Origin of the sequence: Kribbella sp. NPDC051137 (genome assembly GCF_040682535.1) — a bacterium.
Classification (GTDB): domain Bacteria; phylum Actinomycetota; class Actinomycetes; order Propionibacteriales; family Kribbellaceae; genus Kribbella; species Kribbella karoonensis.
On record NZ_JBFBBI010000006.1, the window covers coordinates 152,382 to 171,662 of the forward strand.

General features: G+C 70.1%; 21 protein-coding genes. 7 read left to right on the forward strand and 14 right to left on the reverse strand.

The window, feature by feature from the left end; genetic code table 11:
• Position 1: 1 nt before the first annotated feature.
• From AB0M51_RS31260 to glgC, 8 genes are read right to left on the reverse strand one after another with little or no spacing between them, the layout of a single operon-like run.
• Entirely contained in the window at positions 2–724 is a 723-nt protein-coding gene (locus tag AB0M51_RS31260) for an alpha/beta hydrolase (protein WP_344193079.1), read from the reverse strand.
• On the reverse strand, positions 721–1,716 hold the full coding sequence (locus AB0M51_RS31265; protein ID WP_363751646.1) for an amidohydrolase family protein: 996 nt from the start codon (positions 1,714–1,716) through the stop codon (positions 721–723). Before AB0M51_RS31265 ends, AB0M51_RS31260 begins: the two co-directional genes overlap by 4 nt.
• A complete protein-coding gene (locus AB0M51_RS31270; protein WP_363751648.1) occupies positions 1,713–2,228 on the reverse strand; it encodes a 3-hydroxyanthranilate 3,4-dioxygenase in 516 nt (171 codons plus the stop codon). The genes AB0M51_RS31265 and AB0M51_RS31270 overlap by 4 nt, the downstream gene beginning before the upstream one ends.
• 3 nt (positions 2,229–2,231) lie before the next feature.
• Positions 2,232–2,651 (reverse strand): RidA family protein, encoded by a 420-nt coding sequence (locus AB0M51_RS31275; RefSeq protein ID WP_363751650.1) that lies wholly within the window; start codon positions 2,649–2,651, stop codon positions 2,232–2,234.
• Complete coding sequence (locus AB0M51_RS31280) at positions 2,648–4,150, reverse strand: 2-hydroxymuconic semialdehyde dehydrogenase (protein WP_363751652.1); 1,503 nt, start codon at positions 4,148–4,150, stop codon at positions 2,648–2,650. Before AB0M51_RS31280 ends, AB0M51_RS31275 begins: the two co-directional genes overlap by 4 nt.
• Complete coding sequence (locus tag AB0M51_RS31285) at positions 4,147–5,445, reverse strand: NAD(P)/FAD-dependent oxidoreductase (protein ID WP_344193067.1); 1,299 nt, start codon at positions 5,443–5,445, stop codon at positions 4,147–4,149. Before AB0M51_RS31285 ends, AB0M51_RS31280 begins: the two co-directional genes overlap by 4 nt.
• The gene (gene kynU, locus AB0M51_RS31290) at positions 5,442–6,677 is read right to left on the reverse strand and encodes a kynureninase (RefSeq protein WP_363751655.1); all 1,236 of its coding nucleotides are present in this window, start codon (positions 6,675–6,677) and stop codon (positions 5,442–5,444) included. The genes AB0M51_RS31285 and kynU overlap by 4 nt, the downstream gene beginning before the upstream one ends.
• Positions 6,674–7,936, reverse strand: a complete 1,263-nt coding sequence (gene glgC / locus AB0M51_RS31295) for a glucose-1-phosphate adenylyltransferase (RefSeq protein ID WP_344193061.1) — start codon at positions 7,934–7,936, stop codon at positions 6,674–6,676. Before glgC ends, kynU begins: the two co-directional genes overlap by 4 nt.
• Before the next feature lie 64 nt (positions 7,937–8,000).
• On the opposite strand from glgC, the gene AB0M51_RS31300 reads away from it, so the two are divergent.
• The 3 genes from AB0M51_RS31300 to AB0M51_RS31310 all read left to right on the forward strand — a co-directional run bounded on the left by AB0M51_RS31300 (position 8,001) and on the right by AB0M51_RS31310 (position 11,001).
• On the forward strand, positions 8,001–8,546 hold the full coding sequence (locus AB0M51_RS31300) for a GNAT family N-acetyltransferase (protein ID WP_363751657.1): 546 nt from the start codon (positions 8,001–8,003) through the stop codon (positions 8,544–8,546).
• Positions 8,547–8,565: 19 nt separating this feature from the next.
• Complete coding sequence (gene glgA, locus AB0M51_RS31305) at positions 8,566–9,723, forward strand: glycogen synthase (RefSeq protein ID WP_344193056.1); 1,158 nt, start codon at positions 8,566–8,568, stop codon at positions 9,721–9,723.
• Between the two features lie 69 nt (positions 9,724–9,792).
• Positions 9,793–11,001: a hypothetical protein gene (locus tag AB0M51_RS31310; protein ID WP_344193054.1), complete on the forward strand. Its 1,209-nt coding sequence runs from the start codon at positions 9,793–9,795 to the stop codon at positions 10,999–11,001.
• Here the strand turns inward: AB0M51_RS31310 and AB0M51_RS31315 are convergent.
• Positions 10,973–11,815 carry a helix-turn-helix transcriptional regulator gene (locus tag AB0M51_RS31315; protein ID WP_344193052.1) on the reverse strand — a complete coding sequence of 281 codons (843 nt, stop codon included), beginning with the start codon at positions 11,813–11,815 and terminating at the stop codon, positions 10,973–10,975. The genes AB0M51_RS31310 and AB0M51_RS31315 overlap by 29 nt on opposite strands.
• A gap of 102 nt (positions 11,816–11,917) precedes the next feature.
• Between AB0M51_RS31315 and AB0M51_RS31320 the strand changes: the two genes are divergently transcribed.
• The gene (locus AB0M51_RS31320; protein ID WP_344193050.1) at positions 11,918–12,766 is read left to right on the forward strand and encodes an oxidoreductase; all 849 of its coding nucleotides are present in this window, start codon (positions 11,918–11,920) and stop codon (positions 12,764–12,766) included.
• A gap of 54 nt (positions 12,767–12,820) precedes the next feature.
• Here AB0M51_RS31320 and AB0M51_RS31325 read toward each other — a convergent pair whose 3' ends face one another.
• Positions 12,821–13,372: a TetR/AcrR family transcriptional regulator gene (locus AB0M51_RS31325; RefSeq protein WP_344193048.1), complete on the reverse strand. Its 552-nt coding sequence runs from the start codon at positions 13,370–13,372 to the stop codon at positions 12,821–12,823.
• Positions 13,373–13,444: 72 nt separating this feature from the next.
• On the opposite strand from AB0M51_RS31325, the gene AB0M51_RS31330 reads away from it, so the two are divergent.
• Positions 13,445–14,431, forward strand: a complete 987-nt coding sequence (locus AB0M51_RS31330) for an alpha/beta hydrolase (RefSeq protein ID WP_344193046.1) — start codon at positions 13,445–13,447, stop codon at positions 14,429–14,431.
• Here AB0M51_RS31330 and AB0M51_RS31335 read toward each other — a convergent pair.
• Together AB0M51_RS31335 and AB0M51_RS31340 are read right to left on the reverse strand one after the other, a co-directional pair.
• Positions 14,424–15,869, reverse strand: coding sequence for a leucyl aminopeptidase family protein (locus AB0M51_RS31335; protein ID WP_344193044.1), 1,446 nt, complete (start codon positions 15,867–15,869; stop codon positions 14,424–14,426). The genes AB0M51_RS31330 and AB0M51_RS31335 overlap by 8 nt on opposite strands.
• A gap of 196 nt (positions 15,870–16,065) precedes the next feature.
• Positions 16,066–16,233, reverse strand: a complete 168-nt coding sequence (locus AB0M51_RS31340) for a DUF3117 domain-containing protein (RefSeq protein ID WP_012923066.1) — start codon at positions 16,231–16,233, stop codon at positions 16,066–16,068.
• Between the two features lie 165 nt (positions 16,234–16,398).
• Here AB0M51_RS31340 and AB0M51_RS31345 point away from each other — a divergent pair, with 165 nt between their 5' ends.
• Positions 16,399–17,217 (forward strand): PaaX family transcriptional regulator C-terminal domain-containing protein, encoded by an 819-nt coding sequence (locus AB0M51_RS31345; RefSeq protein ID WP_344193042.1) that lies wholly within the window; start codon positions 16,399–16,401, stop codon positions 17,215–17,217.
• A 43-nt stretch (positions 17,218–17,260) separates the two neighbouring features.
• Complete coding sequence (locus AB0M51_RS31350) at positions 17,261–18,052, forward strand: enoyl-CoA hydratase-related protein (protein WP_344193040.1); 792 nt, start codon at positions 17,261–17,263, stop codon at positions 18,050–18,052.
• A gap of 228 nt (positions 18,053–18,280) precedes the next feature.
• Here AB0M51_RS31350 and AB0M51_RS31355 read toward each other — a convergent pair whose 3' ends face one another.
• Together AB0M51_RS31355 and AB0M51_RS31360 are read right to left on the reverse strand one after the other, a co-directional pair.
• The gene (locus AB0M51_RS31355; protein ID WP_344193038.1) at positions 18,281–18,841 is read right to left on the reverse strand and encodes a DNA-3-methyladenine glycosylase I; all 561 of its coding nucleotides are present in this window, start codon (positions 18,839–18,841) and stop codon (positions 18,281–18,283) included.
• Positions 18,838–19,248, reverse strand: coding sequence for an SRPBCC family protein (locus tag AB0M51_RS31360; protein ID WP_344193036.1), 411 nt, complete (start codon positions 19,246–19,248; stop codon positions 18,838–18,840). The genes AB0M51_RS31355 and AB0M51_RS31360 overlap by 4 nt, the downstream gene beginning before the upstream one ends.
• Positions 19,249–19,281 lie beyond the last annotated feature (33 nt).

Sequence of the window (19,281 nt, forward strand, 5' to 3'; positions counted from 1 at the left end):
CTCAGCTGGTCAGGCGGGTCAGTTCGGTGGTTACTTCGTGCCAGGGGTCGGACTGGGGGTCTATCAGTTCGTAGTGGCCGCAGTGTTCGACGCGGTGGAGGTGGGACGTGGGGTGGGCGCTGTAGTACGACTCGGTGAGGGAGATGGGGACTACCGAGTCGTTGACACCGTGGATGAGGGTGACCGGGGCTATCGGTGCGGGGAGGTGGACCGGATCCAGGTCGTTGCGGACTCCGGCGCCGATGAAGTCCTGTACGGCGCCCTTGTCGAGTTTCTGCTGGTCGGCCATCAGCAGGTCGGCTACCGGTGCCAGGGCGAGCACACCGCGGAGGCGGACCGGGTTGAGCGTGGCCGCGGCCCAGAGCGCCAACTGGCCGCCTGCGGAGTGGCCCATGAGCACGTACCCCGCCTGGACGTCCACCAGGTCCGGTAGCGCGTCCAACGCCGTACGGATGTCAGCTGTGGCCGCGTCCGGGTTGCCAGGCTGACGGCGGTACTCCAGCAGTAGCACGGGCCAGCCCTGGTCGGACAGGGCGGCGCCTAGTGAGCGGGCGTGCACTCGGTCGTACTCCGGCCGCCAGAACCCGCCGTGGATGAACACCACGAGTGGCCGGTAGTCCTTGGCGTGCCAGTAGTCGATCACCTGGTCCTCGTGGTCGCCGTACCGCAGCTCCTGATCGGGATCGGGCGCCTTGCGCGACAGTACCGACCGGTCCTCACTCATCCAGACCTCCCGAGGTAGCGCAGGGCGTTGGCCGTCATCAGTTTGTGCTGCTGCTCCGCGGTCAGGAAGCCGGACTTCCGTACCACCTCCCCGACCGGCCGCTCACCCAGTGGATAGGGATAGTCACTGCCGACCAGAACGCGGTCTTCCCCCAAGGTATCGACAAGTAGCCGCAATGGCGCTGATTCGAACACGACCGTGTCGACCAGGATCCGGTCCAGGTACGCCGACGGTGGGTGCTCCGAGCAACCGCGGACGATGTCGCCGCGCCGGTGCCAGGCGTTCTCCAGCCGGCCGAGCCAGAACGCGAAACTCCCGCCCCCGTGCGCGAAACAGATCCGCAGTGATCGGGGCAGCGCGTCGAAGGCCCCGCCGAGGATCATCGCCAGCAGCGACAGGTGCGTCTCGGCGGGCATCCCGGTCAGCCAGCGCGCCATCCAGCGGTCCAGCCGCGGGCCGCCCGGCATGTCCCACGGATGCACGAGGACCGGCGTGCCGGTCTCCGCGCAGTGCTTGAGGAAGGCAACGATCCCGGCGTCGTCGAGGTCCTTGTCACCGACGTGGTTGCCGATCTCCACGCCTACGTGCCCGGCCGCGCGGGCCCGGTCCAGCTCGGCACAGGCCAGGTCCGGGTCCTGCAACGGCACCTGGCAGAACGGCACGAACCGCTGATCGCCGGCGAGCGTCTCCAGCGTCAGGTCGTTGAAGATCTCGGCGAGCTTGACCGCCTGCGCGGCGGGTCGCTCGTAGGAGAAGAACACCGGCGTCGGCGACACCACCTGCAGATCGATGCCGTCGGCATCCATGTCGGTACGCCGGACCGCCGGATCCCAGGCCTGCGGTCCGATCGGCCGGAACTCGGTCGAACCGACCATGATCATCGCGGCCCGCTCGGAGTCGATCCGCAGCCACGGCCAGCCGTCCCCGCCGCAGGCCGCGGCGAGATCCGGCCAGCCGTGCGGGACCAGATGGGTGTGGACGTCGACCGTCATTTACCCGGGTGCACCGTGCCGCAGTTCGGGCAGGTGCGGGCCTCCTCGCTGTCGTAGAACGCCTTGAACACCGGCGGCAGGTCCTCGACGATGTCGTTCACCTGCAGCTCGACCTCGTGCACGATGCCGTTGCAGTTCGCGCAGTACCAGCGGAACTTCTCCAGCGTGCCCTGCTCCCGGACCCGTTCGATCACCAGGCCGATCGAGTTCGGGCCGCGCTGCGGCGAGTGCGGCATGTTCCGCGGCAGTACCCACATCTCGCCGGCGTTCACCGCGACCGTCGCCGGGCCGTCGTCGGTCATCACGTTGACCTTGAGCTCACCCGAGATCTGGTAGAAGAACTCTTCGTACGGGTCGACGTGGAAGTCGGTGCGCTGGTTCGGGCCGCCGACCACCATCGTGATGAAGTCGTCCCCGGTCGGGAACATCTGCTTGTTGCCGACCGGCGGCTTGAGCAGGTGCTTGTTGTCCTCGATCCACTGCGGAAAGTTCGTCGACTTCAGGTTCGCCATGCCCTACTCCTCCTTCGAAGGCTGCGGGATCGCCGCAACCGCTTGGATCTCGATCAGCAGCTGGGGATGCGGCAGCTGATGGACCGCGACGGTGGTCCGGGCCGGCCCGGACTCGTCGAAGAATTCGCCGTACACCTCGTTGTACCCCCCGAAGTCGTTCATCGACACCAGGTACGTCGTCACGCTGACCAGATCCTCGAGCCCCGCGCCGACGGCGCCGAGGATGTCCCGGATGTTGTCCAGCACGGCCCGCGTCTGCACCCGGATGTCCAGCGACACGGTCCCGAGCGAGTCCACCGAGGCCCCGGCGATCGAGTTGTCCGGCCGCCGGCTCGACGTCCCCGACACGAACGCGAACCCACCGCTCACCCGCACATGCGGGAACCTGCCTCTAGGCGTGGCTTTCCCGGGCACGAGGGTCATGACAGCTCCACGCAGACGTTCGTGGTCTCGGTGTAGAAGTCCACCGAATGCCGCCCGCCTTCCCGTCCGACACCGGACAGCTTCACCCCGCCGAACGGCGTCCGCAGGTCGCGCAGGAACCACGTGTTGACCCAGCACAGGCCGACGTCGAGGGCGGCGCCGGCCCGGTGGGCGCGGCCCACGTCGCGGGTCCAGACGGTGGCGGCGAGACCGTAGTCGGAGTCGTTCGCGAGGGCGAACGCTTCCGCCTCGGAGTCGAAAGGCGCGACGTGACAGATCGGGCCGAAGATCTCTTCCCGATTCGTGCGGGCGTCGGCGGGCAGGCCGGTGACGACGGTCGGCTGCACGTAGAAGCCGCCGTCGCGGGCGTCGCCGAACGTCGGTACGCCGCCGCCCGTGAGTACGTCGGCACCTTCGCGACGGGCCAGGTCGTAGTACGAGAGGACCTTGTCGCGGTGCTGTTTCGAGATCAGCGGCATGTTGGTCGTGGCCTCGTCGGCGGGCCAGCCGTACGTGAGTTCGGCGGCGCGTGCCGCGAGGCGAGACGTGAAGGCATCGAAGACCGGGCGTTCGACGTACAGGCGTTCGGTGCACAGGCAGACCTGGCCGCCGTTGGTGAAGACCGAGCGGACGGAGCCCTCGACGGCCGCGTCCAGGTCGGCGTCGGCGAAGATCAGGCCGGCGTTCTTGCCGCCCAGCTCGAACGAGACGGCCTTCACGCGGTCCGCGGCGACCTTGGCGATCGCGGTGCCGGTCGCGGACTCGCCGGTGAAGGTGATCGCGTCGACGCCGGGATGCCTGGTCAGGTACTCGCCTGCCGAGGACGGCCCGAAGCCGTGGACGAGGTTGAAGACGCCGTTCGGTACGCCGGCGTCCGCCATCACTTCGGCGAGTACGGTCGCCGAGGACGGGGTCTCCTCGGAGGGCTTCACGACCACGGTGTTGCCGCAGGCAAGCGCCGGGGCGACCTTCCAGGTGAGCAGCAGCAACGGCAGGTTCCACGGTACGACGATCGCGACGACACCGACGGGTTTCCGTACGGCGTAGTTCAGCGCGCGCCGTCCGTCCGGGAGCGTCGTGGTGTACGACTCGGTCGGCACCGTGGTCGCGAAGTCGGCGAACGCCCGGAAGTTCGCCGCACCGCGCGGGATGTCCAACGTCCGCGCCTGGCCGATCGACTTCCCGGTGTCCCCGACCTCCGCCGCCACCAGCTCCTCGAACCGCCGCTCGAGCCCGTCCGCGACCCGCCGCAGCACGACGGCCCGCTCCTGCTCGCTCATCCGCCCCCACGGGCCCTTCAACGCCGCCCGTGCGGCGTCCACCGCCGCGTCCACGGTCCCCGCGTCGGCCTCACACACCTCGAAGATCTGCTCCCCCGTCACCGGCGAAACCTTCGCGAACCGCGCCGTACTCTCCACGAACGCCCCGTCCACGAAATGCCGCAGCACCCCGACGGACGCCGGTTGCCCGGTCAGCAGGTCAGGCGACCACAGGCTCATTTCCGTCGCCTCCGGGCGAGTCCCAGCAGTACACCCGCCGCGGCCGCCGCGCCCACCCCCAGCGCCTGATGCTGGCGGCGGACCCGGTGCTGGACCTCGGCGTAGGGGGTGGTGGTGAAGGAGACCAACTCGTAGCGGGAGACGTACCTGCCGGGGAGGAGGCGTTCGAGGGTGTGCTCGAGTTGTTTCTGCAACCTGAAGACGGGGGACGCCACCTTGTCGCGCATCTCCACGAAGTTCGCGAGGGCCATCTCCGCGATCGCCTCGGTGTTCTCCCGGCGGCGGGCCTCGAAGAGCGGAAGTGCCCGGGCCCAGGAGCCGCCGGTGTCGTCGAGACAGCGGTCGAGTTCGACGACGTCTTCGAACGCGCAGTTCGCACCCTGGCCGTAGAACGGGACGATCGCGTGCGCCGCGTCGCCGAGCAGCGCGGTACGGCCGTGCGCCTGCCACGGCAGGGTGTGGACCGTGCCCAGGACGCCGACCGGATTGTTCAGGTAGTCGTCGACCAGATCAGGGGCCAACGGCAACAGATCGGGATAGTTCTCCCGGAAATGCGCCGAGATCCCGTCGGTGCTGGTCAGCGCGTCGAAGGACCCGGCCGGCCAGAAGAGCGTGCAGGTGAACGAGCGGTCCGGGTTCGGCAGCGCGATCATCATCGACGTACCGCGCGGCCAGATGTGCAACGCGCCCGGATCCAGCGCGAACTCCCCACCTGCGCTCGGGATCGACAGCTCCTTGTACCCGTAGTCCAGGAACTCCACGTTCTCCGCAACGACGCCCTCGGCAAGCAATTGCTCCCGAACGGCGGACCCCGCACCGTCGGCACCGAGCACCACATCGGCCGACGCCGACACCTTCCCCGCAGGCGTCGCGAAGACCAGCTCGCCGGCGGCCGAGTCGAGCTCCACCAACCGGTGCTCGAACTCCACCGTCACGCCGTCGGCGGCCGCCGCCGCGGACAGCAGCGCGTTGTTCAGAACGCCCCGGCTGATCGAGTTGATCGCCCGCTCCCCGGACGCCGAGTACGCCTGGAAGTCCAGCGGTCCGCTGACCGGATGGATCATCCGGCCCTTCATCGGCAGCGCGTCCGCCATCACCTGGTCGACCAGCCCGATCCGCCGCAGCGCGTCCAGCCCGCGCTCGGAGATCGCCAGGTTGATCGACCGCCCGCGTTCGACCTCGGCCACCCGCGGATCCGGCCGCCGTTCGTACAGCGTCACCGACAGCCCGCGCCGCGCCAGGTAGCAGGCGAGCAGCGACCCGGTCAGCCCGGCTCCGACGATCGCGACCTTCATTCCATCACCTCGGTCAGTGCGGCGGCCGCGCGCCAGCAGTCGTGGTACGTCGAGTAGAGCGGCACCGGCGCGAGCCGCAGGACGTCGGGCTCGCGCGCGTCCGCGATCACGCCGTACTCGAACCGTAGCCGCCGCGACAACGCGCCGGCACCGCCCGGGACCCGCACCGACAACTGCGCACCGTGCCGCGCCGGATCCGCCGGGGTGATCACCTCGAATCCCGTCAGCAACTCCGAGAGGCACCCGGTCAACCGCAGGCTCCGCTCCCGCAGTACGCCGATACCGACCTTGTCGAACAGCTCCAGCGACGTCCGCACCGGGCTCATCGAGAAGATCGGCGGGTTCGACACCTGCCACGCGTCCGCGGTCGCCGGCGGCCGCGCCTCCGGCCGCATCTCGAACCGGGTCGAGGCCTCCGTGCTCCACCACCCCTCGAACCGCGGCATGTCCGCACCGAGATGCCGCTCGTGCACGAACGCCCCGGCCAACGCGCCCGGCCCGGCGTTCAGGTACTTGTACGAGCACCACGCCGCGAAGTCCACATCCCAGTCGTGCAGGGACAACGGCACGTTCCCGGCCGCGTGCGCGAGATCCCACCCGACCACCGCGCCGGCCAGGTGACCGGCCTTCGTGATCGTGGGGATGTCCATCAACTCGCCGGTCAGGTAGTTCACCCCGCCGAGCAGGACGAGCGCCACGTCGCCGCCCAGCTGCTCGACCACGTCCGCCGTCCGCAGGCTGTCCTCCCCGGGCCGCGGCCGCAGCCGGATCACCGCGTCCTCCGGGTCGTACCCGTGGAACCGGACCTGCGACCGTACGGCGTAACTGTCCGACGGGAAGGCCGCGTCCTCGATCACGATCCGGTGCCGCGACCGGGTCGGCCGGTAGAACGACACCATCAGCAGGTGCAGGTTGACGGTCAGCGAGTTCATCACGACCGTCTCGCTCGGCAGCGCACCGACCAGGCGCGCGGCGGGACCGGTCAGCAGCTCGTGGTACGGCAGCCACGGCCGCGCCGCGTCCAGGTGCCCCTCGACGCCGAGCGCGGCCCACGCGTCCAGGTCCTCGAGCAGCTCGGTCCGGGTCGCCTTCGGGCGCAGGCCGAGCGAGTTCCCGGCGAAGTACGCCACCTCGGGGTACTTCCCGCCCTGCGCCGGCGGTACGTCGAAGAGCTCCCGATGCCCCGGGTCGGCCGCATCGAGTTCCAGCGCACCCGCCTCGGACAGCGTCACGCTTCAGCGACCTCCGTCGCGGCCGGGGCGACGGCCGACGGGATCACCTGCCCCTTGCCGAGCACGGTCACGCCGCCTTTGGAGACCGTGAACCCGCGCTGCCGGTCGTAGTCCGGGTCGACGCCGATCTCGGTACCGTCCGGGACCACGATGTTCTTGTCCAGGATGACGTTCTTCAGCACGACGTCGCGGCCGATCTTGCAGTTGTCCATGATCACGCAGTTCTGCAGGTCGGAACCGGCGTTGACGACCACGTTCGACCCGAGCACCGAGTGGTCGACGTGCGCACCGGACACGATCGAGCCCTGGCAGACGATCGACTCGCCGACGGTCGCGTCGTCGGTGAACTTCGCGCCCGGCAGCTGCGGGTGCGAGGTGAAGATCGGCCACTCGTTGTTGTACAGGTTGAACACCGGCTGGATCGACACCAGGTCCATGTGCGCCTCGTGGTACGAGTCCAGCGACCCGACGTCCCGCCAGTACGAACGGTCCCGGTCCAGCGCCCCCGGTACGTCGTTCTCCTGGAAGTCGTACACCCCCGCCTTGCCCTCGGCAACGAGCATGGGGACGATGTCGCCGCCCATGTCGTGCCGGGAGGCCGGGTTGGCGGCGTCCTTGCGGAGGGCCTCGACCAGCACGTCGCGGGTGAACACGTAGTTGCCCATCGACGCGAACGTCTCGTCCGGCGAGTCCGGCAGCCCGGGCGGGTCGGCCGGCTTCTCCAGGAACTCCTCGATCAGGTGCCCGTCCGCGGCGGTCTTGATCACGCCGAACTCGGTCGCCTCCACCCGCGGCACCCGGATGCCGGCCACCGTGACGCCGTTCCCGCGCTCGATGTGCGCGGCGACCATCTGGGAGGCGTCCATCCGGTACACGTGGTCGGCGCCGAAGACCACGATGTACTCCGGGTCCGCGTCGTTGATCAGGTTCATCGACTGGTAGATCGCGTCCGCGCTGCCCTGGTACCACTGCGGACCGAGCCGCTGCTGCGCCGGGACGCAGGTCACGTAGTTGCCGAGGAACGTCGACATCCGCCAGGTCAGCGTGACGTGCCGGTCGAGCGAGTGCGACTTGTACTGGGTCAGCACGCAGAGATTTCGATAGCCGGCATTGACCAAATTCGACAGCACGAAGTCGATCAGCCGATAACTGCCGCCGAACGGCACGGCCGGTTTGGCCCGGTCCGCCGTGAGCGGCATCAGCCGCTTCCCCTCGCCGCCGGCCAGCACGATTCCGAGAACTCTGGGCGCCTTTGCCATGTCCGCACCTTAGCTCCGGACGCCCCGGTGCATAAGCGGTTGCGAGTGTCGCGACACTGTAAAGATGCCGATGCTCGTCGTTCCGACCGTTGCCGTTCACCGTTCGTTCCTCGAGGCCTGGGACGAGCTCGCCCCGGAGGACCTGTACTGGCTCGGGCCGAAGTCGGTCGCCGAGGACGACGAGCTGTGGACCCGGGAACGGGCCGCGGATCCGGCCGCGTTCCGGTACCTGGTGGAGGCGATCCGGCGGGAGGCCGAGCCGGAGACCGTGCTTCCGCCCGGCATCGTGCACCAGACCGTGCTGTGGTTCGTCGACGGCGTCGAGCTGCTCGGCCGGCTGTCGATCCGTCACGACCTGACGCCCGCGCTCACCGAGGTCGGGGGCCACATCGGGTACTGGGTCCGGGCGTCCGCGCGCCGGAAGGGGTACGCAACCCAGATGCTCGCCCAATCACTCCCGATCGCGGCCGCCCTCGGAATCGACCCGGCACTGGTCACCTGCGATGTGGACAACACCGCCTCGCGCAAGGTGATCGAGGCAGCTGGTGGCGAACTGGAAGACGAACGACACGGAAAGCTGCGCTTCTGGGTGCCGACACAGGTGGCCTGATGACCTATGGTCGGAGATTGTGAAGGTCGCCATCCTGACGCGTGAGTTTCCTCCGGACGTGTACGGCGGGGCCGGGGTGCACGTGGACTTCCTGGTCCGCGAGCTACGCCGGCTGATCGACGTGGACGTGCACTGCATGGGCGAGCCCCGGCAAGGCGCGACCGCGCACTCCGAGGACGACCCGCGGATCCCCACCGCGAACGCCGCGCTGCGGATCCTCTCCACCGACCTGACCATGACCGCGGCGGTCGGGGACGCGCAGCTCGTGCACTCGCACACCTGGTACGCGAACATGGCCGGCCACTGGGCCAAGCTGCTGTACGACGTACCGCACGTGGTGACGGCGCACTCGCTGGAGCCTCGGCGTCCGTGGAAGGCCGAGCAGCTCGGCGGCGGGTACCGGCTGTCCAGCTGGGCGGAGCGGACGGCGTACGAGGCGGCCGACGCCGTCGTCGCGGTCAGCCGCGGGATGCGGGACGACGTACTGGACTGCTACCCGTCGATCGATCCGTCCCGGGTGCACGTGATCTCGAACGGCATCGACGCCGACTTCTACCACCCGGATCCGTCGACGACTGTCCTGGAGCGGCTCGGCGTCGACCTGGACCGGCCGTACGTGACGTTCGTCGGCCGGATCACCCGGCAGAAGGGCGTGCCGCACCTGCTCCGCGCGGGCCTGCGGCTGGACCCGTCCGTGCAGCTCGTGCTGCTCGCCGGCGCGGCCGACACGGTCGAGCTGAAGGCGGAGACCGACGCGCTGATCGAGGACCTGCGGATGGCGCGCGACGGCGTGTTCGTGGTGTCCGAGATGCTGCCGCGCGAGGAGGTCCGCCAGGTCCTCACGCACGCGCTGGCGTTCTGCTGCCCGTCGATCTACGAGCCGCTCGGGATCGTCAACCTGGAGGCGATGGCCTGCGAGACCGCGGTCGTCGCGAGCGCGGTCGGCGGCATCCCCGAGGTGGTCGACGACGGCGTGACCGGCATCCTGGTGCCGTACGACGAGAACGACACCGACACGTTCGAACGCGAGCTCGCGGACGGGATCAACGCCCTCGTCGACGACCCGGCCCGCGCCGCGGCGATGGGCAAGGCCGGACGCGAGCGCGCGGTCTCCCAGTTCGGCTGGGACGCGGTAGCGCAGCGCACGGTGGAGCTGTACAACAACCTGCTCAGGTAGGCATAACCCCACCCACGCCCGGGATCTCACACCATTCTGCGCGGCGGCGTGCGGCAGTTGGCTTGGTCTATGACGTCACGCCTGACCAAGACCCTCGCCGCTACCCTCGCCGCCGCTGCGTTGTTCACCTACCCAGTCGCTGCGTTCGGCGCGGTTGGGCACCCTCCGCAGAGCACAGTTGTTCGTACCTCGGCAACCCCGATCGCCCACCTGACACCAGCTCAGCTCGACGCGGTGGCAGCGGACTTCCCCGGCGCACCGAAGTCGTCGTACGCCGTCACGGCGTACCGGCTGATCTATCGCACCACCGACGCCCACGGCCGCCCGACAACGGCCAGCGGGATCGTCGTGCTTCCGGACGGCCGCAAGGGTGCGCTGACCGTCGCGGAGTACCTGCACGGCACGAACGCGACCAAGGCCGCCCCGGCGTCGGTCGACCCGACGTCGACGGATCGCCTGGTCACGGCGCTGTTCGCCGGGCAGGGGCTGGTCGGGGTGGCACCGGACTACCTCGGCCTCGGGCTCGGCCCGGGCCCGCACCCGTACCTCGACACGAAGACCGAGACGTCGGCCTCGGCGGATCTCCTGCTCGCGGCACGTAGGTTCGCGGCGCAGCACGGCGTGGCGTTCAAGCGGGACGTTCTGGTCACCGGCTTCTCGCAGGGCGGCCGGGCGTCGCTCGCGTTCGGCCGGGCGTTGAGCCGCGGCGAGGTGGGCCCGTTCCGGCTCGGGGCGCTGCGCGCGGTGGCGGGTCCGTACGACCTGCTCGGCGAGGAACTGCCGGCCGCCTTCGACGGGCGCGTCATCCCGCCGACCGCGACGTTCTACCTGGCGTACCTCGTGACCGCGTGGAACCGGACGGTCGGCCTGTACGACGACCCGCGGCAGGCGTTCCAGGCGCCGTACGCGTCGACCGTCGAGGGGTTGTTCGACGGGTCGCACAGCGACGAGGAGATCGTCGCCGGGCTGCCGGGGTCGCCGGGGAAGCTGTTCACGCCGGAGTTCGCCGCGCGGCTGCAGCACCCGACCGGGCGGCTGCTGCGGGCGATCCAAGCGGCCGATCAGGTCTGCCAGGACTGGACGCCGCGGGTTCCGGTACACCTGTACAGCGGGACGAAGGACACCGACGTCGTAGCCGCCAACGCGGACTCGTGCGCGACCTCGCTCAGGCGGCGCGGCGGCGACGTGACGGTGCACTCGATGGGCGCGGTCGACCACACCGGTACGGCGTTCGCGGCGTACCCGGAGATCATTCGGGCCTTCGCTCGGCAGGCCTAGGCACGTCTCCCAGCCGGGCGACCAGGCTTCCGAGGAGGGCGAGGGACTCCGCGTCGCGCGATCCGGGGACGGCGTGGAAGACGACCAGCGTCACGTTGTCGGTGCCGCCCACGGTCAGCTTGTCCGAGCGCAGGTCGAGGTCGCCGACCTCCGGATGGGTCAGCCGGCTGAGGCGGCCGCGGCGCGGGCGGACCTCGTGCCGCGCCCACAGCTGACGGAACCGTTCGCTGCGGACCGAGAGCTCGCCGACCAGTTCCTTCAGCCGCGGATCGTCGACGTTCGGCCCGAGCTCGGAGCGCAGTACCGCGACGCCCTCCTCGGACAGGTCCTCCCAGTCCCGGCGCAGCTCGCGTTCGCGCGGATCGAGCAGGACCGCGGTCAGCAGGTTGACGCCGACCCGGTAGTTGGGCGAGAGCGCCGCGCAGAGCGCGTTCACCGCCAGCACGTCGGTGTACTTGTTCTGCACGTACGCCGGGTTGTTCGGCCAGCCGTCGATCAGCTCGACGATGCTCTCCGGCGCGAGCTCCGCGCGAGGCTCCCGCCGTACCGGCTGCAGCAGGCTGAGGAGGTAGTCCCGCGCGTCCGCGTCCAGCCGCAGTACGTCGGCCAGCGCGTCGAGGACCTGCACCGACGGGTTGCGGTCCCGGCCCTGCTCGAGGCGGAGGTAGTAGTCCGAACTGATCCCGGCGAGCATCGCGACCTCTTCGCGGCGCAACCCGGGCACCCGGCGGAGGCCGACGCTGCGGATCCCCACCTCCTCGGGCCGGACCTGTTCGCGCCGCGCCCGCAGGTAGTCGCCCAGCGCGTTCTCCATGCCTCCACGGTAGACCGGCTGCGCCGTGACAGCCTGTGCCCTGTCACTACCAGGAACGACGGGGTACTCCCTGTTCCGCGCCCGCCGACGAACAGTGGAGACATGACGAACTCAACCATCACCCTCGCCGACGACCTCACCATCACCCGGATGGGGTACGGCGCTATGCAGCTGGCCGGCCCCGGCGTCTTCGGGCCGCCGAAGGACCGCGACCAGGCGATCGCCGTACTGCGGGAGGCCGTCGCGCTCGGCGTCACCCACATCGACACCAGCGACTTCTACGGCCCGGCCGTGGTCAACGAGATCATCAAGGAGGCGCTGCACCCGTACCCGGAAGGCCTGCACCTGGTCACCAAGGTCGGCGCCCGGCGCGGCCCGGACGCGTCCTGGGACGTGGCCCTCGAACCGGACGACCTCAGGCGGCAGGTCCACGAGAACCTCGAGCACCTCGGTCTCGACGTACTCGACGTGGTGAACCTGCGGACCGCGGCCCGCGAGGAGCCCAACCACGACTCGATCGCCGAGCCCTACACCGTGCTCGCCGAGCTCCAGCAGGAGGGGCTGATCAGGCATCTCGGGCTGAGCGCGGTGACGATGCCGCAGCTCCAGGAGGCGGCGGCGATCGCGCCGTTCGTCACCGTGCAGAACCTCTACAACCTGGTCAACCGCGAGGACGACGACATCGTCGAGTACTGCGCGGAGCACACCATCGCGTTCGCCTCGTTCTTCCCGCTCGGCGGGTTCAGCCCGCTGCAGTCGGAGACGCTCGCGAAGGTCGCGGCCCGGCTGGACGCCACGCCGCAGCAGGTCGCGCTCGCCTGGCTGCTGCAGCGCTCCAGCACGAGCGTCGTCATCCCCGGCACGTCCTCGCTCGACCACCTCCGCGAGAACGTCGCCGCCCGCGACCTCGTCCTCCCGGCGGACGCGGTCGCCGAGCTGGACACGGTCTGAACACCCGCTTCCCGGAACTTTTCCGGCGCTGAGCGACGGAAAAGCTCCGAAAAGCTAGCGGAGTTCGCGTTGGAGCATCCGGATGAGGTCCTGGACGTCCGCCTCGACCATCGGCTCGCCGGTCATGCCCATCCGGTGCAGCAGCGTCCCGATCACCACGTCGATCACGAACAGCACCCGCTGCTCGGACAGCCCGAGGGCCTCCATCAGGACCTTCCGGTACGGGTCCTGCAGTTGGGTGGCGAGGATCTCCCGGAGCGCCGGATCCCCGATCGCGTCGGTGAACACCCCGGCGAACGCCGCGGCCACCCCCGGCTCGGCGACCGCGCGGACGCCGTACCGGATCGCGGCGGCGACGTCCGCGTCGCGGTCCTTCCCGGTCAGCGGCAACGGGCCGAACGAGTCCACCAGCGTCGCCGTGACCAGTGCGCCCTTCGACGGCCAGCGGCGGTAGATCGTCGTCTTCGCGATCCCGGTCGCGGCGGCGATCCGGTCGACCGTGGCCCGGGTGTACCCGAGCTCGTCGATCGTCCGCAGCGTCGCCGCGAACACCTCCGCGTCGACGCTGGACCGGGGCCGGCCGGGCGGCCGGGTGCTGGAAGCCATGGGCCCACCCTACCTAGTTATGCTACCTTCGGTATCGATACTAATCGTAGCGAAACCGCAGGACGGTGCCCGATGCTCAAGACCGCCGCCACTACGCCGACAGACCAGCCGCACCGGCCGCCGCTGGGCGTCCGCCTGGTCTACTCGCTCCGCAAGGAGCCCGACTACCGCACGATGTCGCCCGCGGACCTGGCCGCCTTCGGCGAGGCCGCGCACCGGATCGTCACCTCCCGGTTCGCGCACCTGCTGACGGGCTTCCCGCACAGCGGCGTCACGATCAGCTGGCAACAGGTCCAGCTCGCCGACCGCACGCTCCGGGTCCGGGTGTACCGCCCGGCCAACCGGACCAAGCTCCCGCTCGTGCTGCACGTCCACGGCGGCGGTTACGTCGGTACGGCGGTGCAGTGCGACTGGATCAACAGCCACCTGGCCGCCCGCGCGTCGGCGGTCGTGGTGTCCGTGGAGCACCGGTTGATGGACCACGACACGCCGCTCGCCGCGATCGTCGACGACGGCTGGGACGTCCTACGGCACGTGTTCCAGCACGCCGCGGACTGGGGTGTCGACCCGACCCGCGTCGCGGTCGCCGGCGAGAGCGCCGGGTCGATGGTCGCCGCGCTCTCCGCGCTCCGGGCCCGGGACGCCGGCCTGTCGTTGCGGGCGCAGGTGCTGGTCAACCCGTGCGTCGACGTGACCTCGACGGCGCTCGACTACGACTCGGTCGCGCAGTACCCGGAGACGCCCACGCTCACCCGGGAGGGCCTCGAGTTCTTCCGCCGCCTCGCCGTACCGGAAGGCACCGATCCCCGGCAGCTGTCACCCCGGTACGCCGACGACCTGGGCGGCCTGCCGCCGACGCTGATCGTGATCCCGGCCCTCGACCCCGTCGCGGACCACGGCCGGGTGTACGCCGACCAGTTACGCGCGGCGGGCTCCCCGGTCGAGGTCAGCGAACACGACAGGGCCGGGCACGCCTTCATCAGCATGCCCGGCCTGGTCCCGCAGGCGAAACCGGCCCGCGACCGGATCGTCGACTTCCTCTGCGCGCGCTTCAGATGATTCCCGAGGCCGGCGCGGCGGAGGACAGCCAGGTGCTGAGCAGGCGGGCGCCCGCGCCGGTCGCGCCGGTCGAGTACTCGAAGTTCTCGGACGGCGACTCGGCGATCGACGACAGGTCCAGGTGCGCCCACGGGACGTCGCCCGCGAACGCCTTCAGGAACAGGGCGGCGGTGATCGACCCCGGGCCCTTCGAGCTGTTCACCGAGTCCGCGACCGGGGTCGCGATCAGGTCCTCGTACTCGGCCGGCAGCGGCATCCGCCAGAGCTCCTCGCCGGAGATCCGGCCGGCGTCGGCGAGGTTGTCCGCGAGCGCGTCGTCGGTCGCGAACAGGCCGCCGTACAGCATCGCGCCGAGCGACACCTTGATCGCGCCGGTCAGCGTCGCGATGTCGACGAGGACGTCCGGCTTCAGCTCCTGGACGGCGTACGCGAGCCCGTCCGCGAGCACCAGCCGGCCCTCGGCGTCGGTGTTCTTCACCTCGGTGGTGCGGCCGCCGAAGTGCCGGATCACGTCGTCCGGGCGGTACGCCGAACCCGACGGCATGTTCTCCGCCGCGCAGACCAGGCCGGTCACCCGGACGTTCGCGCCGAGGTCGCGGAGCGCCGACATGGTCGCGATCACCGAGCCGCCGCCGGTCATGTCGCGCTTCATCGACACCATGCCGTCACGCGGCTTCAGCGACAGGCCGCCGGTGTCGTACGTGATGCCCTTGCCGACCAGCACGACGTACGGCGTGTCCTTGCCGGAGCCGGCCGGGGCGTAGTCGAGCCGGATGAACCGCGGCGGGCGGGTCGAGCCCTGGCCGACCGCGAGGATCCCGCCGAACCCGTCGGCGGCCAGCTTCTTCTCGTCCCAGACCGTCGCGACCAGACCGGTCGCCGCCGCGATCTCGGTCGCTCGCGCGGCCAGCCAGGACGGGTCCTTCTCGTTCGACGGGGTGATCGCGAGCTGCCGGGCCAGCCAGCCGGTCCGGCCGATCACGACGCCGCGGTCCAGCACGTCCTGCCGGGCGGCGGCCGACCCGTCGGTCAGCGTCACCGTGCCGACCGCGGGCTCGCCCGGGTCGACGGTCTTCTGGGTGTACGAGAACGAGCCGAGCACCACGCCTTCCGCGAACGCCTGGAGCGCCGCGTCATCGATGCCCTCGGCAACGACGGTGGTGAGCTCGTCCTTGCCGCGCCCGAAGCGGGCGATCGCCGCCCCGGCGTGTCGCAGGTCCTTCGCACTCCCGTCGCCGGCCCCTACCAGCAGGATCTCGGTCACCTCGCCGGTCAGCAGCGGGTACGCCGCCGTACTGCCGGCGGACGGCGTGAAGCCGGTGTCGCGCTGCACCTCGAACAGCCGGTCGAGGTCGACCCCGAGGCGCTCCCCGGCCTCCTTCGCGGCGGCCGGCAACTCGTCGCCGACGAGGATCACCCACGTCGAGGACCCGTGCACCGGGAGACCGGGCTGCCAGCTGACACCCGGAAGACTGGGGAAAGGAGACGAACTGCTGCGGCGAGCCACTAGGACGACCTCACTGGTTTGATCAAAGAGAGTTGGACAACCGTAACGACCCCGGCCGGTGCCCGCGAAGGCACCCACCGGGGTCGGAGTGACAGACAGGGGGCGCTGGCACCCCCGGAGGTTGTGATCAGCCGACGACGGCCTTCAGTGCGTTGCCGAGCTCGGTCGCCTCGTCGGCGTTCAGCTCGACGACGAGCCGTCCGCCGCCCTCGAGCGGAACCCGCATCACGATCCCGCGGCCCTCCTTGGTGACCTCGAGCGGACCATCGCCCGTCCGCGGCTTCATCGCCGCCATGCGCGCACCCCTTCCCAGTGTCGGTGTTGAGCGACGACACCGCGCTGGGACCGTGTCCGGCGCCGTTGCGGTGATGCGCCGTCGGCGCGTATCGCAGTGTGTATCGCACCCCATTATTCCCGATCTCAGGCCAAGGCCGTGCACCATACGGCAGACTCGAGTCTTGTGCACGCCCGTTCAGCCCTTTTCGACCTGTACGGCGACCACTTGCGCGCGCGTGGTGCGCAGGCCCCGGTCGCGGCTCTCGTCCGGCTGCTCGCCCCGCTGGGCGTGCATCCGCCGGCCGTCCGGACCGCCGTGTCGCGGATGGTCCGGCAGGGCTGGCTGGAGCCGGTCCGGATCGACGGACAACCCGGATACGGACTGACCTCCCGGGCGCGTCGCCGGCTCGACGACGCCGCCGCGCGGATCTACCGGACCGCGCCGGACGGCACCCCGCTGGTGACCGGTTCCGAGGGTCCGGGCGACTGGGACCGGCACTGGCACCTGAGCATCCTCCGCGAGGTTCCGAACGCCCGGCGCCGCGACCAGCTGGCGAGCCAACTCTCCTTCCTGGGTTGGGCTCCGCTGTCCGACGGCGCCTGGGTCGGGCTGCGCAACGCCGCCGAGGTGGACCAGATCCTCGACGTCGAGGGCATCGCCGCGGACCGGTTCCGGGCCCCGGTCGACGACGGCGCTCCCGCGTTCGCCCGGCGGGTCTGGAAGCTCGACGAGCTCGGCGCGTCGTACGACGCCTGGCTGATCGAGGCGAAGGCGCTGGTCGACGCGGGCGGCGCGGACGCGGGCGACGAGCAGGCGTTCGCCGTGCGGTCCGAACTGGTGCACGAATGGCGGAAGTTCCTGTTCCGGGATCCGGGGCTGCCGGACGAGCTGCTGCCGGCCGGCTGGGCCGGGACGAAGGCGGCCGCGTTCTTCGATTTCCACGCCGAACGATTGAGCCCCGCGGCCGGGCGTTTCGTCGACAGTTGCCTGGCACACGCCTGACCCAGCACACAAATTCTCACTGACAGTCAAGGAGCTGACCACGATGAGTGATTCCGTTGTGTACGCCGTCGCCGACGGAGTCGCGACCGTCACGCTGAACCGGCCGGACGCGATGAACTCGCTCGACACGCCGACCAAGGTGCTGCTCCGCGACACGATCCGGGCCGCCGCGGACGATCCCGCCGTACGGGTCGTCGTCCTGACCGGGACCGGACGGGCGTTCTGCGTCGGGCAGGACCTGAAGGAGCACATCGGGTTGCTGCAGGCCAACGACCAGGCCGCGCTGTGGAGCACGGTGCCGGACCACTACGCGCCGATCGCGCTGGCGCTCGCCGAGATGCCGAAGCCGGTGATCGCCGCGGTCAACGGGGTGGCCGCCGGGGCCGGCGCGTCGATGGCGTTCGCGTGCGACGTCCGGGTGGTTGCGGACACGGCCGGTTTCAACCTCGCGTTCACCGGTATCGCGCTGTCCTGCGACACCGGCATCTCCTGGACCCTCCCCCGGCTGATCGGCCACGCTCGCGCGCTCGAGCTGCTGTACTTCCCGCGCACCGTCCCGGCCGCCGAGGCACTGGACCTCGGCCTGGCGACTTCCGTCGTACCGGCCGCAGACCTCCCCGACACCGTCGCGGAACTGGCGCGCAAGCTCGCCGCCGGTCCGACGGTCGCGTACGGCGCCGTGCGGCAGTCGCTCGGCTACTCGGCCAGTCACACGCTCGCCGAATCGCTCGCCTTCGAAGCCGGCAAGATGCAGGAAACCGGCGCCACCGAGGACCACCACAACGCCGTCGCGTCCTTCGTCGCCAAGCAGAAGCCCACCTTCACCGGCCGCTGACCCGCAACCGATGCCTCGGGCAACGTTTATCGGCCAGAAAATTTGGTGGGCTCCACGACCGCGTTCCGGCCGGGCGAGTCACGGCCGGACAACCACCTGACAGTCGGGGAGCCCGCTGAACACCTCATCACGTTCTGTGCCCGGAGCACAACTCGTTCAGCCGTTTGTCTTTGGGATTCGGCAAAAAGCCTTATGCAGTTGCCGTTTGCAGATGCACGTGCACGAGATTCAACGGGCAATACAGGTTTTCAGATGGTCGTTGACGATGCCGGTGGCCTGCATCAAGGCGTACGCCGTGGTGGGTCCGACGAACACGAAACCGTGCTTCTTGAGCGCCTTCGACATCGCGATCGACTCGGGCGTGGTGGCCGGTACGTCGGCGAGCGTCTTCGGCGGCTTGTGCTTCGCGGGCCTGAACGACCAGAGCAGCTCGGTGAACTCGCCCTCGGCCAGGTCCAGCAGCGCGCGGGCGTTGGAGATCGTCGCGTTGATCTTCAACTGGTTCCGGACGATACCGGGATCCGCCATCAGCCGGTCGAAGTCGGCGGCGCCGTACTTCGCGATCGTCTCCGGGTCGAAGTGCGCGAACGCGGCCCGGAAGTTCTCCCGCTTGCGGAGGATCGTGATCCAGGACAGTCCGGACTGGAACCCCTCGAGCGTCATCCGCTCGAACAGGCCGACGTCGTTCCGGATCTCCTTGCCCCACTCGGTGTCGTGGTACTCGACGTACTCCGGTGCCGACGTCGCCCAGCCACACCGCTGCTGCCCGTCCGGGCCCGCCACCGTCACCGGACCTCCTGGACAAGCCGGCGGAGCGAGATCCGCATCATCAGTTCGAACGCCGGCCGCACGACCGGCCAGGCGAGCACGCCGACCCGGCCCAGCGGCGGCACGACGTCCTCGGACCAGGTGAAGGCGCTGCCGCTCCCGGCCGGGTGGATGCTGAAGGTTCCGGTGCCGCGGACGATCGTGCCGAGGTGTTTCACCGTGCACTCGCGCGGCGGATCCCAGTGGGTGATGACCATGTCGTCAGTGAACCCGACGCCACCGACAGAAGTCCGCGCCGCAACTCCCCCGCCGACGCCGGAGCCGCCGTTCCCGGTCGCCCACACCCGCGTGAACAACATCCACCGCGACTGCCGCTCCCAGTCCATCACCACCGCCCACGCCTCCTCAGGCGCCAGCCCCAACTCCACCGTCGCCGCAGCGTGACAACTCCTCGAGGCGCT

What these genes read in the sequence shown, in the direction of transcription:
- AB0M51_RS31260 (WP_344193079.1), bottom strand. Translation starts at nt 724, where the DNA reads ATGAGTGAGGACCGGTCGGTACTGTCGCGCAAGGCGCCCGATCCCGAT.
- AB0M51_RS31265 (WP_363751646.1), bottom strand. Translation starts at nt 1,716, where the DNA reads ATGACGGTCGACGTCCACACCCATCTGGTCCCGCACGGCTGGCCGGAT.
- AB0M51_RS31270 (WP_363751648.1), bottom strand. Translation starts at nt 2,228, where the DNA reads ATGGCGAACCTGAAGTCGACGAACTTTCCGCAGTGGATCGAGGACAAC.
- AB0M51_RS31275 (WP_363751650.1), bottom strand. Translation starts at nt 2,651, where the DNA reads ATGACCCTCGTGCCCGGGAAAGCCACGCCTAGAGGCAGGTTCCCGCAT.
- AB0M51_RS31280 (WP_363751652.1), bottom strand. Translation starts at nt 4,150, where the DNA reads ATGAGCCTGTGGTCGCCTGACCTGCTGACCGGGCAACCGGCGTCCGTC.
- AB0M51_RS31285 (WP_344193067.1), bottom strand. Translation starts at nt 5,445, where the DNA reads ATGAAGGTCGCGATCGTCGGAGCCGGGCTGACCGGGTCGCTGCTCGCC.
- glgC (WP_344193061.1), bottom strand. Translation starts at nt 7,936, where the DNA reads ATGGCAAAGGCGCCCAGAGTTCTCGGAATCGTGCTGGCCGGCGGCGAG.
- AB0M51_RS31300 (WP_363751657.1), top strand. Translation starts at nt 8,001, where the DNA reads ATGCCGATGCTCGTCGTTCCGACCGTTGCCGTTCACCGTTCGTTCCTC.
- AB0M51_RS31310 (WP_344193054.1), top strand. Translation starts at nt 9,793, where the DNA reads ATGACGTCACGCCTGACCAAGACCCTCGCCGCTACCCTCGCCGCCGCT.
- AB0M51_RS31315 (WP_344193052.1), bottom strand. Translation starts at nt 11,815, where the DNA reads ATGGAGAACGCGCTGGGCGACTACCTGCGGGCGCGGCGCGAACAGGTC.
- AB0M51_RS31320 (WP_344193050.1), top strand. Translation starts at nt 11,918, where the DNA reads ATGACGAACTCAACCATCACCCTCGCCGACGACCTCACCATCACCCGG.
- AB0M51_RS31325 (WP_344193048.1), bottom strand. Translation starts at nt 13,372, where the DNA reads ATGGCTTCCAGCACCCGGCCGCCCGGCCGGCCCCGGTCCAGCGTCGAC.
- AB0M51_RS31330 (WP_344193046.1), top strand. Translation starts at nt 13,445, where the DNA reads ATGCTCAAGACCGCCGCCACTACGCCGACAGACCAGCCGCACCGGCCG.
- AB0M51_RS31340 (WP_012923066.1), bottom strand. Translation starts at nt 16,233, where the DNA reads ATGGCGGCGATGAAGCCGCGGACGGGCGATGGTCCGCTCGAGGTCACC.
- AB0M51_RS31350 (WP_344193040.1), top strand. Translation starts at nt 17,261, where the DNA reads ATGAGTGATTCCGTTGTGTACGCCGTCGCCGACGGAGTCGCGACCGTC.